This is a genomic window from Allobosea sp. LjRoot9 (assembly GCF_964252745.1).
GTDB lineage: Bacteria > Pseudomonadota > Alphaproteobacteria > Rhizobiales > Beijerinckiaceae > Allobosea.
This window is the reverse complement of the sequence record NZ_CAXUPC020000005.1, coordinates 174937-190960: the sequence shown is the minus strand read 5'-3', so window position 1 is coordinate 190960 and position 16024 is coordinate 174937. Positions and strand designations below refer to the sequence as shown.

Genomic DNA, 16024 nt, shown 5'->3' with positions numbered 1-16024 from the left:
GGGCGGTTTGATGGCGACAGCGGCCTCAGCCAGTGAAAGCCGGGCACTCGTGCTGTTCTCCGGTGGCCAGGATTCGACCGTCGCTCTCGCCTGGGCGCTGGAGCGCTTCGCCAGCGTCGAGACCGTCGGCTTCGACTATGGCCAGCGCCATCGCGTCGAGCTGGAATGCCGGCAGACCATTCGCGACAAGCTGCCCGCCCTGTCCACGCTCCATGCGGAACGGCTCGGCCCCGATCATCTCGTCGACCTCAAGGCGCTGGGCGCGATCTCCGACACGGCGCTGACGCGCGAGACCGAGATCGCCTTCGCTGAGACCGGGCTTCCCACCACCTTCGTGCCGGGCCGCAACCTGATCTTCCTCTCCTTCGCCGCAGCGCTGGCCTATCGCCGCGATTGCAGGCACATCGTGCTCGGCGTCTGCGAGACCGACTATTCCGGCTATCCCGACTGCCGCGACGACACGATCAAGGCGATGCAGGTCGCGCTCGGCCTCGGACTCGACCGCAGGCTCGTGCTGCACACGCCATTGATGTGGCGCGACAAGGCGCAGACTTTCGCTCTGGCCAAGGCGCTCGGCGGACAGCCCTTGCTCGATCTGGTGGTCGAGGACAGCCATAGCTGCTATCTCGGCGACCGGGCGACGCGCCATGCCTGGGGCCATGGCTGCGGCCATTGCCCGGCCTGCGAATTGCGCGCCAACGGCTACTCTGCCTATCTGATTTCTCCAGACGACACCGGACCAAGCCATGATACTTGACCAGCAGCGCCGCACCGAGGGCCTCGTTGCCCTCGCCCTCTTCGCCCTCACCATCCCCGCCGCGAATTGGCTGATCGGCAATGTCGGCACGGTCTGCGTGCCCAATGGCCCCTGCCTCGTGCCGGTCGCGCCCGGCATCGCCGCGCCGAGTGGCGTGCTGATGATCGGCCTCGCGCTCGTGCTTCGCGACATCGTCCAGCGCCGGCTCGGCCCCGTGGCCGGCCTTGGCGCGATCGCCGTCGGCGCCGCGATCTCGGCCTTCCTCGCCCCGTCCGCCATCGTCCTCGCCTCGGTCGCCGCCTTCCTCCTCTCCGAGCTGGCGGATTTCGCGGTCTATACGCCGCTTCAGCGCCGCCGCTTCGTCACGGCCGTCGTCGCATCGAGCATTGTCGGCCTCATCGTCGACAGCATCGTCTTCCTCTGGCTCGCCTTCGGCAGCTTGGATTTCGTCGCCGGCCAGATCATCGGCAAAGCCTGGATGGTGCTGTTCGCACTGCCATTGATGCATCTGCTGCGCCGCCGCGATGAGCGGCTGGGGCTGATGCCGGCCTGAAGCCGTTCCTCGAAGCAGACAATTCGACACAACGCCGCAACCCGGGTTTCACGCCTCGATCTCATAGTCGCTTGCTCATGGGAAACGAGTACCGCGATGCGGGTGATGGATTCGGTCGAACGCCTTCAGTCCTTGCAGAACGAGACCCTTGAGGCGATTGCACGCGGCGAACCGCTCGCCGCGATCATGGATAGCCTCTGCCGGCAGGTCGAAGTGATCGCACCCGGCGTGATCTGCACCGTGATCGCGGCGGACGCCGAATACAGGCTCAAAACGCTGGCCGCCCCGAGCCTGCCGCAGGACTATTCGACCGCGATCACCGGAACACCGATCGGTCCGACGGTCGGCTCGTGTGGCACGGCGATCCATCGCGGTGAAGCGGTCGAAGTCACGGACATCGAGAACGACCCGCTCTGGGCCGACTACAAGACACTGGCCTTGCCGCTCGGGCTGCGCGCCTGCTGGTCGAGCCCGATCACGGCGCGGGACGGCCGCGTGATCGGCAGCTTCGCCTTCTATTACATGCAGCGACGCGGCCCTGACGATCTCGAGCGCCAGATCGTAACGACCTGCCTGCATCTCTGCGCGATCGCGATTGAGCATGAGGAGGTCAGCTCCCGCAATCACAGGCTCGCTTATTACGACACGCTGACCGGCCTGCCGAACCGCGTCCATTTCAATGACGCCATCGCCCGCATGACCGCCGCGTCGCCCCTGGCTTTCGGCCTGATGCTGATCGACATCGATCACCTCAAGACGATCAACGACACCATGGGCCATGCCGTCGGCGACGCGCTGATCGAGACGGTGGGCGCGCGGCTCGCGCGGGTCGCCGTCAACGGCATGGCCTGCCGGATCGGAGGCGACGAGTTCGCCGTGCTGCTGCCCGGTTGCTCCCAGACGACGCAGCTGCGCTCGGTGGCCTGTGGCATTCTCGCCGCCATGCTCACACCATTCGAGCATGACGGGCACAGCATCATCCCGAGCGTCACCATCGGTGGAGTCCTCGCTGGCGAGGACGGCACGGACAGCACGACCCTTCGACAAAATGCAGATTTCGCGCTCTACCATGCCAAGGAGACGCGGCGCGGCGGTTATGTCCACTTCAGGGACGGCCTGCGCACCTCGATGACGCGGCGCATCCAGACGATCCGCAGCGTTGCGGACGCCCTGACCGAAGGACGCATCGTCCCCTACTACCAGCCGATCATCCGTCTCGACACCAGCGAGATCGTCGGCGTCGAGGCTCTGGCCCGGATGCGCCTCGACGATGGCAGGATCGTCGCGGCCAGCGAATTCCACGAGGCCATGCTCGACCCCAAGATCGCCTACCGGATCTCCGGGCAGATGCTGGCCGCCGTCGCGGCCGACATGGCCGCCTGGAAGCGGGCCGGCATCCACGTCCAGCATGTCGGCCTGAACGTCACCTCCGCAGACTTCCAGAAGGGCGATCTCGTCCAGCGCATCAGCAAGACCTTCGAGCGCTTCCATCTCCCGCTGGAACATCTCGTCGTCGAGATTACGGAGCAGGTGTTCATGGGAGACCGCAAGGACAGCGTCGCCCGCACCATGGCAGCGCTGCGCGAACGGGGCACTCTCGTGGCGCTGGACGATTTCGGCACCGGCTTCGCTTCGCTGACGCATCTGCTGGATTTCCCGGTCGACATCATCAAGATCGACCGCTCCTTCGTCGGCGGCATCGAAAGCGGCGCCAGGAGCAGCGTGATCGTCGAGGCGCTGGTCGGGATCGCCAACCGCCTCGGCATGAAGGTCATCGCCGAGGGGATCGAAACGCAAGGGCAGTGCGAGCGATTGCAGGTGATCGGCTGCCGCCTTGGCCAAGGCTATCTCTACTCGCGCGCGGTTCCTGCTGGCATCGTCACCGAACTGCTGCAGCATCTCGGCGAGAAACCCCGGGCGCAGACACAGCAGCCCGCCGCCGTCACGGCCTCCGCCGCCTGAGCGCGCCGATCTCCCGTCAACGGACTTGAGATTGCCGGCCAATTCGCTTATGAGCGCTGCCAGCGCCCGACTGACACCCTTGGAGGCACGGGCGCGAACCGAAAGAGGCCGCCGACTGGCGGCCTTGTCATTTGAAGCAAGGACTAAAATCATGACCGCCGTGAAGCAAATCGAGGCTTCGGCGCGCGCACAGGTCGGCAAGGGGGCCGCCCGTGCAGTTCGTCGTCAAGGCCTTACACCTGCCGTGATCTATGGTGGGGGCGCTGCTCCCGAAGCCATCGCTCTCGACGCCAACAAGACCCGCCTCTTGATCTATGCCGGACATTTCCTGACCACGCTGTTCGAAGTCAGCGTCGACGGCAAGAAGACGCGCGTCATCCCGCGCGACTACCAGCTCGACCCGGTCAAGGATTTCCCGATCCATGTCGATTTCCTCCGCGTCGCGGCGGGCCAGACCATCAAGGTCGAAGTGCCGGTCCACGTCGTCGGCCAGGACGCCTGCCCCGGCCTCAAGGCTGGCGGCGCGATGCAGCTCGTCGAGCACGCCGTCGAGATCGACGTCTCTCCCGAGAGCATCCCCGAATTCCTCGAGATCTCGGTGGCTGGGCTCAATATCGGCGATTCCATCCATGTCGACGCCCTCAAGCTGCCGGCTGGCGTTTCGCTGACCTCGCGCGAGAACCTGACGCTGGTCTCGATCGTGCCGCCGTCGGTCGATAGCGAAGTCGTTGCGGCCGAGCCGGCGGAAGCCGCCGCCAAGCCGACGGCCTGAGTCCATCCCTTGCCGTGAGGCATGCATGGCGGCCGGGCTTGCCCGGCCGTTTTGCGTTCGACGCCCCCGATCACGTCGCCTTCGGCTCGGCATCACGCTCTGACGCTGGAAATGCCCCATGCTGATCTTCGCCGGTCTCGGCAATCCAGGCACCCGCTATGCCCGCAACCGCCACAATATCGGCTTCATGGCGGTAGAGACGATCGCGCGCGCCCATCGCGCATCGCCTTGGCGCGCGCGCTTCCAGGCCGAGGCCTGCGAGGCGACGATCGGCTCCGAGAAGGTCATCCTGCTCAAGCCGCAGACCTATATGAACGAATCCGGCCGCGCCATCGGCGAGGCGGCACGCTTCTTCAAGGTCGCACCTGAGGACGTCATCGTCTTCCATGACGAGCTCGACCTCGCTCCCGCCAAGCTGCGCATGAAGCTCGGCGGCGGCAATGCCGGCCATAACGGCCTGCGCTCGACCACGGCCGCGATCGGCAACGAGTATCGCCGCGTCCGGATGGGCATCGGCCATCCCGGCCTCAAGGAGCTCGTCCACGCCTACGTGCTGAACGATTTCGGCAAGGCCGAGCAGACCTGGGTCGAGGATCTTTGCATCGCCTGCGCCGACAACGCGACCTTGCTCGCCGCCCATGACGATGCCGGCTTCCAGAACAAGGTCCACCTCTTCATGGACGCACGCGGCCATGCGTCAGTGAAGCGGCTCGGCGAGAAGACCCCCGAATAGATCGAGGGGTCGAAGCCTCAGCCCGTCACAGCGGCAATTGCGCGCCTGCCTTGGCGATCGTGATGCGGCTGGCGACCAGGCTTCCATCCGGTTGCCGGTTCGCCGTCAGCGCCACCTGAGCCCCAGCCGCCAGATCCGAGGCCTGCGCCGGCGCCGCCATGATGATGTTGGCGTCGGCGGTGATCGTCACCTTCTGCTCGCCGCCGGGATAGCTCAGCACGATATTGGCACCGTCGACGCGGGTCACCGTCTCCGCCACCGTCGCATTGGTCATGGTCGATTCGGGCAGGACGCTCCAGGGTCTGTGGCCCTCGCCGGTGCCGCGCATCGCCTCGGGAAAGATGAAGACCTGCACGGCGAGCAGCGACCCGTCCGCCTGCGGCCGCGCGCCGACGCCGATGAAGCCGCCTTTCTTGATGTCGGCGACGGAGGCCTTGACCACGCCGCCGACCGCATAGCCCGGTGCCAGGGCAACCGTCACGGCATCCCCTGCCGGGGTCTTGAGGCTCAAGGCCGAAGCCTCGACCCGTTCAACCGTACCCCGGACGCGCGTGGTCGGCGCCTGGGCCTGCACCAGGCTGGATACGAAGATGAGGCCGGCGGCAAGCAGGCTGACGGGAACACGGCGCATGACAGAGGTCTCCGAATGCGGCCCGGCATGCCGCCGCGCCCTACCCTATGTCGTGCATGCCCCCGCCATCGTCGCCATGCACGTTCGCGTGAGCCTATCAGCTGAGAGCGTTTTCGAGCGAAGTGGACACCGGTTCGCGTGAAGAAAACGCATTAAAACAAAGCGCTGGAGTTGTTGAACGATCCAACTGGATCGGAAATTGCTCCAGCCTATCGCAGCGCGGCATCTTGTGTTTATCGCGCCTCACCCGCAATAAGACGCGAACCATTCACGAGAACATCAGCGCGACCGCGATTTTGGGCGGCGACGCAACGGACCAGCCATCATGGGTTTCAAATGCGGTATCGTCGGCCTGCCGAATGTCGGCAAGTCGACCTTGTTCAACGCGCTGACGCAGACGGCGGCGGCACAAGCCGCGAACTATCCCTTCTGCACGATCGAGCCCAATGTCGGCGACGTGGCCGTGCCCGACGATCGGCTTGAGCAGCTCGCCGCCATTGCCGGCTCGAAGGAGATCATCCCGACTCGGCTGACCTTCGTCGACATCGCCGGCCTCGTGCGCGGCGCCTCGAAGGGCGAAGGGCTCGGCAACCAGTTCCTCGCCAATATCCGCGAATGCGACGCCGTCGCCCATGTCGTGCGCTGCTTCGAGGACGGCGACATCACCCATGTCGAGGGCAAGGTCGCTCCGATCAACGACATCGAGATCATCGAGACCGAATTGATGCTCGCCGATCTCGAAAGCCTCGAGAAGCGCGTGCTGCCGCTGGAAAAGAAGGCCAAGACCGGCGACAAGGAGGCCAAGGAACTGGCCGATCTGATGAATCGCTGCCTCGTGCTGCTGCGCGAGGGCAAGCCTGCACGATTGGTGCAGGTCGCCGCCGACGAGCGCAAGACCTTCGAGACGCTCGGCCTGCTGTCGTCGAAGCCCGTGCTCTATGTCTGCAATGTCGAGGAAGCCAGCGCCGACAAGGGCAACGCCTTCTCTGAAGCAGTGAAGGCGCGCGCAGCCGAGGAAGGCGCAGTCGCCGTCGTCGTCTCCGCCAAGATCGAGAGTGAGATCGCCGTCCTGCCGGCAGCCGACCAGAAGGACTATCTGGAGGCGGTGGGCCTGGAGGAACCTGGCCTCAACCGCGTCATCCGCGCCGGCTACACCCTGCTCGACCTCGTGACCTATTTCACCGTCGGTCCGAAGGAAGCCCGCGCCTGGACGATCGAAAAGGGCACCAAGGGGCCAGCGGCCGCCGGCGTGATCCATAGCGATTTCGAGAAGGGCTACATTCGCGCCGAGACGATCGCCTATCCCGACTACATCGCCAACAAGGGCGAAGCCGGAGCACGCGAGGCCGGCAAGTTCCGGCTCGAAGGCAAGGAATATGTCGTCGCCGACGGCGACGTGCTGCATTTCCGTTTCGCCAACTGAACCGGCTTTCCGGACTGCCGGGCGGGGCAGCTATGCGTCTTGCTCATGAAAGATGACGAAACTGTAAGTTGAATTGCCTCTTCGTCGGGCCGATATTCCATGGACGCAGCAAGGGAGGTTCCAATGGACACTCTCGAGACCGTGTTCGAAACAGCGAGCGGCTTTGCCGGTATCCTGGCAATAGCCTCCAACGAATTGGTTCTTGGCCTGGGCGTGGCATTCGGCCTGATCATCTGGCTTGTCACCGGGCGCAGAGACGACGAAACCGATACGAAGCATCAGCCGCGGCATCTGTGACCGGCAGGATCTGTGACGGGCAAGCGCAGCCTGCACGCGGCTTTTGCACGGACAGGCCTTCCACCCCCGTTTCGGCGTGATACACCCTCGGCGCATTGCAAGCCGAGGGTCGCGCTTCATGATCTGCTTCGAAGATTTCATTGCGGGCGAGACGGCGCAGGCCGGCAGTATCAGCATCTCGCAATCCGACATCATCGCCTATGCCTCACGCTATGACGCGCAGGACTTCCACACCGACCCGATTGCCGCCAGGCAGAGCTTCGTCGGAACCCTGATAGCCTCGGGCTGGCACAGCTGTTCGCTCTTGATGCGGCTGATCGCGGAAAACGTCCTGCTCGACTCGACCGCGATGGGCGCGCCTGGCATCGAAGAGGTCAAATGGCTGCGGCCGGTCAAGCCGGGCGATAGATTGAGCGCGCGCCGCACCGTGCTCGAAAGCAAGGCTTCGCGCTCACGGCCGGAGATGGGGCTGGTGCGCTTCCGCTTCGAGCTCCTGAACCAGCGCGACGAGCCCGTCCTCGAACAAACCAACTGGATCATGTTCGGTCGCCGCGGCTCCGCCATCACCTTCTATCCCGGCGACTGGCTGGCGCATCCCCCGCTTTATGTCCGCCCGGCCGTCGAGAGCCCACTCGAAGAGCCTCGTGGGGAGATCGAGTCGGCGCGCTTCTTCGAGGAGCTGGAGATCGGCAGCAGCCACGAACTCGGCAGCTTCCTGTTCACGGCCGAGGAGATCATCACCTTCGCCCGCTCCTTCGATCCGCAGCCCTTCCACATGGACGCGGAGGCAGCCGCCAAGAGCTCCTTCGGGCGCCTGGCCGCGTCGGGCTGGCATACCGGCTCGGTCTGGATGGCGGCGATGGTCGCCCATCGCAAGCGCCAGGTCGCAGCCAGCCTCCCCGAGACAGCGCCGCGCCTTGGCCCCTCGCCCGGCTTCAACAATCTGCGCTGGTCGAAGCCGGTCTTCGTCGGCGACCGCATCACCTATCACTCGGCGGTGACCGATAAGCGCGCCAGCGCCTCGCGCCCGCAATGGGGCCTGTTCTTCCACCACAACACCGGGGTCAACCAGCATGGCGAAGAGGTCTTCAGCTTTGACGGCTGCGCCTTCGTGGAGCGCCGCTCCTGATCAGCCCGCAATCTGCAGCGGCATCTGCGGCAGATTCAGGATTTCGATGCGATCGCGGCCGTTGCGCTTGGCCGCATAGAGGGCCTCGTCGGCGCAGGCATGGAGGCGCGTACCATCCAGCGGGCCTTCATCGGCGCAAAGTCCGATCGACACGGTTACATCAGCCAGATTCGGGTGCAACGCCCGCCATGGCGCCCGCGCCAGGGCGGTGCGGATGGCGGCAGCGATCTGATAGGCCGCCTCGATCCGCATGCCACCGAACAGGATGCCGAACTCCTCGCCTCCGATCCGCGCGACGAGCGCCGAGGCCGACGAGACTTGCCTGGCCACGACATCGGCGATCGCCTTGAGGCAGGCATCGCCCACCAGATGGCCGAAGCGGTCGTTGATCGTCTTGAAATGATCGACATCGATCATCATCAGCGCAAGCGGCTGCGCCAGCGCAACGGCCTCTGCAAGGCCGGTCACGAAGCGGCGGCGGTTGGCAAGGCCAGTCAGCACGTCCGTCTCGGCGAGCTCCGCAAGCGCCGCATTGGCCTGGCGCAGGGCCTCCTGCGCCTCTAGCAGCTCCATCTGCTGGCGTTTTGCAGAAGTGATGTCGGCATGGGTGAAGAAGCCGACGCCGTCAGCGCTGTGCCGCGCGATCACCCTGAGCCAGCGCTGCCCCGGCAATTCGATCTCGAAAGGCGCGCCATCGTAGCGCAGGCCGTTGCGGATGGCGGCGCGCCAGGCGCCGGCCGGCGAGGCATCGCGCCAGCACGAGGCGATGATCTCGTCCAGCGTACGGCCGACGACGGTGTGGCCGCGGGGCAAATCGTAGAGCCGGGCGAAGGCATCATTCGCCGCGATGATGCGATCCGACGCGTCCAGAATCGTGGCGCCGTCGGGAATGAAGGGCAGCGCGTCGATGATCGGCAGCGCGAATGCCGGCGAGCTGCCGGCATGGCGCTCATTGTCCAGCCACTGCCACAAGCGCACGCGGCCGCCATCGGACGCACGCAGCGAAGAGGCGCGGAGGCGACGGCCATGATGCTTGAACTCGAACGGCTGCGTCTGGTTCTCGTGGCGAGCGACGCCCTCCGCGATGTAGCGCTCGATCTCCGGCATCTCTTCCGGCGACAGGCGGCCGCTATAAAACCGCCGGAGATTGTCGCGATAGGTTTCCCCGACGAAAATCTCGCCATCGTCCTCGGGGAAGAATTGCAGGAAGGTCTTGTTCCAGCCCAAGGCCTTCATGCCCGCATCGTATTCGCAAGCACCGGTGCCGAGCATGTCGAGCGAGTCGAGCAGGTAAGGCGAGAGCTTCATGCCTCGACATTCGGCGAAAGGCCTTAACAAGCGGTATGGGGCTCCCTAACAGCCTCTAAGGTCAGCCCACCTTGCCATAGCCGGCGAACTTCGCGCTCACCCGCGCCATCTCGGCCTCGTCGAGGATCGCCGGCTCCAGCCCCGCCGCCAGGATTTCGAGATACTGCCCGGCGAGGTTCTCGACCTCGGCCACGATCTGATGTGCGCCCGCAAGCGACCCGCCCAGCGCGATGACGCCGTGATTGGCGAGCAGGACCGCCTTGCGACCCTCCAGGGCCCTGACCGCGTTCGCCGCCAGTTCCGGCGTGCCGAAGGTGGCGTAAGGCGCGCAGCGGACATCGGCCCCGCCGCAGAGCGCGATCATGTAGTGGAAGGCCGGGATGCCGCGCCGCGTGCAGGAGAGCGCGGTGGCGCGTGGCGAATGCGTGTGCACGATCGCCTGAGCATCGGGCCGCGCCTTGTAGATCTCGACATGGAACGGCCACTCCGAGGAGGGCTTGCGCGCACCGCTGAGCACCATCCCTTCGAGCGAAAGATGGATCAGGTCTTCGGGCGCCGTCTGCGCATAGGGCAGGCCCGACGGCGTGATCAGCAGGCCATCACCGAAGCGCGCCGAGACATTACCGGATTTCGACGGGCAGAAGCCGGCCTTGTCGATCGCCTGGGCGACCGCGACGATCTGCGAGCGCAAACCTGCCTCATTCATGCTGCGGCTCCGCGCGCGAGATCCGGAAAGAGAGCGGCCAGCCCTTCGGCTGTGGCCGGTGCGACGCCGCGCTCGGTGATCAGCGCCGTCACGAGCCGGGCCGGCGTGACGTCGAAGGCGGGATTCACCGCCGGACTGCCGGGCGCAGCGATGCGGAACGAAGCGACCTCGCCATCCTCATTCAGGCCCGAGAGATGCGTAACCTCGCGCGCTGCGCGCTCCTCGATCGGAATGCTGAAGCCATCGCTCAGGCTCCAGTCGATCGTCGGTGAGGGCAACGCGACATAGAACGGCACGCCGTTGTCATGCGCGGCGAGCGCCTTGAGATAGGTGCCGATCTTGTTGGCGACATCGCCGGTCGCGGTGGTGCGGTCGGTGCCGACGATGACCATGTCGACCTGTCCGCGCTGCATCAGATGCCCGCCGGCATTGTCCACGATCACGCTATGGGGCACGCCATGAGCGCCGAGTTCATAGGCCGTCAACGCCGCGCCCTGGTTGCGCGGACGCGTCTCGTCGACCCAGACATGGACGGGTAGGCCGGCATCATGAGCACGGTAGATCGGCGCCAGAGCCGTGCCCCAATCGACGGTGGCGAGCCAGCCGGCATTGCAGTGGGTCAGGATGTTGATCGGTTCGCCGGCCAGCTTGCGCGACGCGATCTCGCGGATCAGCAGCAGACCATGGTCGCCGATCGCCCGGCAGAGCGCGACGTCCTCGTCGCAAAGCAGGGCAGCCTCGGTATAGGCCGCCTGGGCGCGCGACCTGGGCTTCAGGCCCACGAGCCGGGCACGCATGCGGTTCAAGGCCCAGTGCAGGTTGACGGCGGTCGGTCGCGTCGCGCCCAGCAGCGCCAGCACAGCGTCCAATGCGGCATCGGACGGATCGCTCCGCATCGCCAGCGCCACGCCATAGGCTGCCGTCGCACCGATCAGTGGCGCGCCGCGCACGATCATCGTCCGGATCGCGTCGGCCGCCTGCTCGACGGAGCCCAGCGTCACCGTCTCGAAGCGGAAGGGCAGCCTGGTCTGGTCGATGACGCAGACACGCCAGCCATCCTGCGCGAGCCAGATCGTGCGGTAGGGCTGACCGTGAATCTTCATGGGCTCAATGTCCGGAGAAGGAGACCAGCGTACGCACCGGCACGCCGAGCCGCCTGACCTTGTCGGCGCCCCCCAGATCGGGGAGATCGACGATGAAGCAGGCGGCCACGACCTCGGCGCCCAGGCTGGAGAGCAGGCTGACCGCCCCCTCCGCCGTGCCCCCGGTCGCGATCAGATCGTCGACCAGCAGCACGCGCTCGCCGCGCTTGACCGCGTCCTTGTGCACCTCGATCTCGTCGGTGCCGTATTCGAGCTGATAGGTCACGCTGACCGTCTCATGCGGCAGCTTGCCCTTCTTGCGCACCGGGATGAAGCCGGCCGAAAGCTGGTGCGCGACTGCGCCGCCGAGAATGAAGCCACGCGCCTCGATGCCCGCGATCTTGGCTATCTTCAGCCCGGCGAAAGGCTGGACCAGTTCGTCCACGGCACGGCGAAAGGCGCGCGCATCGCCCAGGAGGGTGGTGATGTCGCGGAAGGTGATACCGGGCTTGGGATAGTCCGGAATCGCGCGGATCGTGTCGGCGAGGTTCATGAAAGACCGTCTCGAACGGAATGGCAGCGCCGTCTTGGTCGGGCCTCGGAGGCCCGACGTCAAGAGCACGCCGCTCAACCGGCCTTCAGTACGCGCCCGGCAACCGCATCGAGCTTCGCCAGCAAGGCCGGGTCCCGATAGTCCGGCGCGGTGATGATGGCGTGTTCGAGCGCGTTGTGCGAGCCGGCCGGACAGGCCTCGCGCTCAGCCGGAAAGTCCTGCGCCAATCGCGCCACCAGCCGGCGCGCCTTCTCGGCATTGCCGTGCAGCACAGCGACCACCGAGGCGACGTCGACGATGGAATGCTCGGGATGCCAGCAGTCGAAATCCGTGACCATCGCCACGGTCGCATAGGTGATCTCGGCCTCGCGAGCGAGCTTAGCCTCGGGCATCGCCGTCATGCCGATCAGATCATAGCCGAGGCCCTTATAGGTCAGGGATTCGGCATAGGTCGAGAATTGCGGGCCTTCCATCGTCACCAGCGTGCCGCCGCGCACGAAGGCGAGATCCTCGGCTGTGGCGGCTTCGGCGATACGTGCCTGCAGCACCGGGCCAACCGGATGCGAGAAGGAGACATGGGCGACGCAGCCCTTGCCGAAGAAGGAGCTCTCGCGCCGCGACGTGCGGTCGACGAACTGGTCGACCAGGACGAACAGGCCGGGATAAAGCTCCGACTTGTAGGAGCCGCAGGCCGAGAGCGAGACGAGGTCGGTGACGCCGGCGCGCTTCAGCACGTCGATATTGGCGCGGTAGTTGATCTCCGAGGGCGGGATCGCGTGACCGCGGCCATGGCGCGGCAGGAAGACGATCTTGGTCTTGCCGATGCGGCCGATCCGCAAGGCGTCGGAAGGCTCGCCCCAGGGGCTTTCAATGCGCTCCTCACGCAGATCGGTCAGGCCCGGCAGATCGTAGATGCCCGATCCGCCGATGATTCCCAGAACGGCTTCGCTCATGCGTGTTACCTCGATGTCAGACAGGACGGCCCCAATGTGCAGGACAGATCAGCTTTGTATGACGGTTGTGACGACAACCGGGCAGCCGACGCGATAAGCCTCAACGGCATCGACTTGTCCCGAAAACCGGTCCCCTCTTTTCGGGCCGATGCTCCCGAATGAAAAAGGCCCCGTCGCCGGGGCCTTTCCTGATTGTCGCGGACCGCTCAGTGAAGCGGCGAACCGTCGGGCATGCGCGCCCAGACCTTCTTCTTGGTGTAGTAGAGCAGCCCCGCCAGGATCACCATGAGGCTGATCCAGAACAGGCCGATGCGCTTGCGCTCCTCGAGGTGAGGTTCGGCCATCCAGACCATGAAGGCCGAAATGTCCTTGGCGTACTGATCGACCGTCTCCGGCACCGGCGACTTGCCGTCGGCCCCCTTGGGATACTCGACCTGCCCATCCGAGATCGGCCTGGGCATCGCGATCAGATGGCCCGGCATATACTCGTTGTAGTTCTGGCCAGGCAGGAGCGGCGGAAAGCCCTGCGGCGCATCCTTGTAACCGGTCAGGAGCGCATGGATGTAGTCCGGCCCCTGCTCCTGATACTGGGTGAAGATGTCGAAGATGAAGCGCGGGAAGCCGCGCTCATAGGTGCGCGCCTTGGCGAGAACCGAGAAGTCCAGCGGATAGGCGCCGCCATTGGCCGCGCGAGCCGCCTGCTCGTTGGGAAACGGCGACGGGAAGGCGTCAGCAGCCCGGCCTGGCCGGTCGAACATCTCGCCCTGATCATTGGGGCCGTCCTTGACCTGGAAGGTCGCCGCCAGCGCCGTGACCTGGCCCCGGGAGAACTCGGGACCGCCGGGCTGCGCCAGGTTGCGGAAGCGCACCAGCGTCGCCGAGTGGCAGCTGGAGCAGACTTCCTTGTAGACCTTGTAGCCGCGCTGCAGCTGGGCGCGGTCGAACTTGCCGAAGGGTCCGGAGAAGGACCAGCTCTGCGCCGGCGGCTCGACGCGCCCTTCGGCGGCGAGCGCCGACGGGACCGTCAGGGAGAGCGAGAGGCCTGCAGCGAGGCCGGCGAGAGCCAGGCGAAACGAAGTGGTCGTCATGGTTTCGTCAGCCCTTGGCGTTCGGTTCTGAAGCTGTGGCGGTGGCCAGGCGCGCTCCCGAGCCACCCTTCAGCGTGTCCAGCACGGAGTCGGCGATCGAGTTCGGCAGCGCCTGGGGCCGCTCGAACAGGCCGATGACGAACAGGGCAACGAAGAAGCCGAAATACAGCACCGTGAAGATCTGCGAGGCGGTGACGTAGCCGCCCTCGGCCGGCATGGCGCCGAGATAGCCAAGGCCGATGCAGACAGCCACGAAGGCCCAGAAGAGCTGGCGCGCGATCGGCCGATAGGACATCGAACGAACCTTGGAGGTATCGATCCAGGGCAGGAAGGCGAGCACCACGATGGCCGAGCCCATGGCGACCACGCCGCCGAGCTTGTCGGGGATGGCGCGCAGGATTGCGTAGAACGGCAGGAAATACCATTCGGGCACGATATGCGACGGCGTCACCGCCGGGTTGGCCGGGATGTAGTTGTCGGCATGGCCCATGAAGTTCGGCTGGTAGAAGACGAACCAGGAGAACACGATGGTGAAAACCACCATCGCGAACATGTCCTTGATCGTCGCATAGGGCGTGAACGGCACGGTGTCCTTGGCGACATTCTTCACCTCGACGCCGGTCGGGTTGTTCTGCCCGACGACATGCAGCGCCCAGATATGCAGGATCACCACGCCGAAGATCATGAACGGCAGCAGGTAGTGCAGCGAGAAGAAGCGGTTCAGCGTCGGATTGTCGACGGAGTAGCCACCCCAGAGGAAGGTCACGATCGTCTCGCCGATGACGGGCAGCGCCGAGAACAGGTTGGTGATGACGGTCGCGCCCCAGAACGACATCTGTCCCCAGGGCAGGACGTAGCCCATGAAGGCGGTCGCCATCATCAGCAGGAAGATGACCACGCCGAGGATCCAGAGCACCTCGCGCGGCGCCTTGTAGGAGCCGTAATAGAGACCGCGGAAAATGTGGACATAAACCGCGACGAAGAACATCGAGGCGCCGTTGGCGTGCAGGTAGCGCAGCAGCCAGCCATAGTTCACATCGCGCATGATGTGCTCGACGGAGTTGAAGGCCAGCGTCGATTGCGGCGTGTAGTGCATCGCCAGGATGATGCCGGTGACGATCTGCGCCACCAGCATGAAGGTCAGGATGCCACCGAAGGTCCAGAAATAATTCAGGTTCCGCGGCGTCGGGTAGGACACCGCCGAATCATGCGCCAGCCGCACGATCGGCAGGCGCACATCCAGCCAGCGTTCGATGCCCGACTTCGGAACGTAGGAGCTATGACCACTCATGAGGAATGCCTCGGGGCTGTATCGTCTTGGCGAAGGCGCGTCGGGCAGGGAAGACCCGCAAGGAAACCAGAGGAAACCGGCATGGTTCAGCCGATCCTGATCTTGGTGTCGGCGCTGAATGCGTAGGGCGGCACCGGCAGGTTGAGCGGCGCAGGGCCTTTGCGGATGCGGCCGGAGGAATCGTAGTGCGAGCCATGGCAGGGGCAGAACCAGCCATCGAAATCGCCCTTCGGGTCGCCCGGCGAATTGCCCAGCGGCACGCAGCCGAGATGGGTGCAGTTGCCGTAGACGATGAGGAAGGGCTCATGGCCCGCCTTGGTGCGCTGCTGGTCCGTCTGCGGGTCGCGCAAGGTCGAGATATCGACCGCCAGCGCCTCGTCGATTTCCTTCTTGGTGCGGTGCCGCACGAAGATCAGCTTGCCGCGCCAGAACAGCTTGATCGCCTGTCCTTCGGCGATCGGGGCGAGATCGACATCCATCGGCGCGCCGGCGGCGATCGTCTGCGCGTCGGGGGCAAGCTGGCTCACCAGCGGCACGACGATGGCGCCCAGGCTGACGACGCCGGCCGCGCCGGTCGCCAGAATGAGGAAGTCGCGGCGAGTGGTTTCGGTCGATGTCGTATCGGTCGCGTGCGCCACGATCCAATCCTCTGCAAGTCGCTCTGGCCCGGCAATTCATCCAAGTCTGGAATGACTCGAAATTTACCGCCTGAATTCGGTCTTACGGGCGTGTCGTTACCACCGCAATGCGACGGCACGTCACTGTCGCGCTCTTTGGCATGCAGTT

At 65.4% G+C, this 16024-nt stretch carries 17 protein-coding genes; 8 read left to right on the top strand and 9 right to left on the bottom strand.

Annotation, left to right across the window (positions count from 1 at the left end; all coding sequences use genetic code 11):
* Positions 1–10: 10 nt before the first annotated feature.
* The 5 genes from queC (at position 11) to pth (ending at position 4777) form a co-directional block, all read left to right on the top strand.
* The gene (gene queC / locus ACSQ3P_RS20635) at positions 11–757 is read left to right on the top strand and encodes a 7-cyano-7-deazaguanine synthase QueC (protein ID WP_436167359.1); all 747 of its coding nucleotides are present in this window, start codon (positions 11–13) and stop codon (positions 755–757) included.
* Complete coding sequence (locus ACSQ3P_RS20630; RefSeq protein ID WP_436167358.1) at positions 747–1310, top strand: VUT family protein; 564 nt, start codon at positions 747–749, stop codon at positions 1308–1310. Before queC ends, ACSQ3P_RS20630 begins: the two co-directional genes overlap by 11 nt.
* A 105-nt stretch (positions 1311–1415) precedes the next feature.
* A complete protein-coding gene (locus ACSQ3P_RS20625; protein ID WP_436167357.1) occupies positions 1416–3272 on the top strand; it encodes a putative bifunctional diguanylate cyclase/phosphodiesterase in 1857 nt (618 codons plus the stop codon).
* Positions 3273–3423: 151 nt separating this feature from the next.
* Entirely contained in the window at positions 3424–4044 is a 621-nt protein-coding gene (locus ACSQ3P_RS20620) for a 50S ribosomal protein L25/general stress protein Ctc (protein WP_436167356.1), read from the top strand.
* 118 nt (positions 4045–4162) lie between these two features.
* Positions 4163–4777, top strand: a complete 615-nt coding sequence (gene pth, locus ACSQ3P_RS20615) for an aminoacyl-tRNA hydrolase (protein ID WP_436167355.1) — start codon at positions 4163–4165, stop codon at positions 4775–4777.
* 25 nt (positions 4778–4802) lie between these two features.
* Here the strand turns inward: pth and ACSQ3P_RS20610 are convergent, their stop codons facing one another.
* On the bottom strand, positions 4803–5408 hold the full coding sequence (locus ACSQ3P_RS20610) for a DUF5666 domain-containing protein (RefSeq protein ID WP_436167354.1): 606 nt from the start codon (positions 5406–5408) through the stop codon (positions 4803–4805).
* A gap of 325 nt (positions 5409–5733) precedes the next feature.
* Here ACSQ3P_RS20610 and ychF point away from each other — a divergent pair, with 325 nt between their 5' ends.
* The 3 genes from ychF to ACSQ3P_RS20595 all read left to right on the top strand — a co-directional run bounded on the left by ychF (position 5734) and on the right by ACSQ3P_RS20595 (position 8257).
* A complete protein-coding gene (ychF, locus tag ACSQ3P_RS20605) occupies positions 5734–6831 on the top strand; it encodes a redox-regulated ATPase YchF (RefSeq protein ID WP_436167353.1) in 1098 nt (365 codons plus the stop codon).
* A gap of 123 nt (positions 6832–6954) precedes the next feature.
* Positions 6955–7128 (top strand): hypothetical protein, encoded by a 174-nt coding sequence (locus ACSQ3P_RS20600; protein WP_436167352.1) that lies wholly within the window; start codon positions 6955–6957, stop codon positions 7126–7128.
* 118 nt (positions 7129–7246) lie between these two features.
* A complete protein-coding gene (locus ACSQ3P_RS20595) occupies positions 7247–8257 on the top strand; it encodes a MaoC family dehydratase (protein WP_436167351.1) in 1011 nt (336 codons plus the stop codon).
* On the opposite strand, the gene ACSQ3P_RS20590 is transcribed toward ACSQ3P_RS20595, so the two are convergent.
* The 8 genes from ACSQ3P_RS20590 to petA form a co-directional block, all read right to left on the bottom strand.
* Positions 8258–9565 (bottom strand): diguanylate cyclase, encoded by a 1308-nt coding sequence (locus ACSQ3P_RS20590; protein WP_436167350.1) that lies wholly within the window; start codon positions 9563–9565, stop codon positions 8258–8260. It lies immediately after the preceding gene.
* A 61-nt stretch (positions 9566–9626) separates the two neighbouring features.
* Positions 9627–10271, bottom strand: coding sequence for a class II aldolase/adducin family protein (locus ACSQ3P_RS20585; protein WP_436167349.1), 645 nt, complete (start codon positions 10269–10271; stop codon positions 9627–9629).
* Entirely contained in the window at positions 10268–11374 is a 1107-nt protein-coding gene (gene mtnA, locus ACSQ3P_RS20580) for an S-methyl-5-thioribose-1-phosphate isomerase (RefSeq protein ID WP_436167348.1), read from the bottom strand. The genes ACSQ3P_RS20585 and mtnA overlap by 4 nt, the downstream gene beginning before the upstream one ends.
* Before the next feature lie 4 nt (positions 11375–11378).
* Complete coding sequence (locus tag ACSQ3P_RS20575) at positions 11379–11906, bottom strand: adenine phosphoribosyltransferase (RefSeq protein WP_436167347.1); 528 nt, start codon at positions 11904–11906, stop codon at positions 11379–11381.
* Positions 11907–11980: 74 nt separating this feature from the next.
* Positions 11981–12859, bottom strand: coding sequence for an S-methyl-5'-thioadenosine phosphorylase (locus ACSQ3P_RS20570; protein ID WP_436167346.1), 879 nt, complete (start codon positions 12857–12859; stop codon positions 11981–11983).
* Positions 12860–13065: 206 nt separating this feature from the next.
* Positions 13066–13947, bottom strand: a complete 882-nt coding sequence (locus ACSQ3P_RS20565; RefSeq protein ID WP_436167345.1) for a cytochrome c1 — start codon at positions 13945–13947, stop codon at positions 13066–13068.
* 7 nt (positions 13948–13954) lie between these two features.
* Complete coding sequence (locus ACSQ3P_RS20560; RefSeq protein ID WP_436167344.1) at positions 13955–15238, bottom strand: cytochrome b; 1284 nt, start codon at positions 15236–15238, stop codon at positions 13955–13957.
* An 86-nt stretch (positions 15239–15324) separates the two neighbouring features.
* The gene (petA, locus tag ACSQ3P_RS20555) at positions 15325–15876 is read right to left on the bottom strand and encodes a ubiquinol-cytochrome c reductase iron-sulfur subunit (RefSeq protein WP_436167343.1); all 552 of its coding nucleotides are present in this window, start codon (positions 15874–15876) and stop codon (positions 15325–15327) included.
* Between the last annotated feature and the right edge of the window lie 148 nt (positions 15877–16024).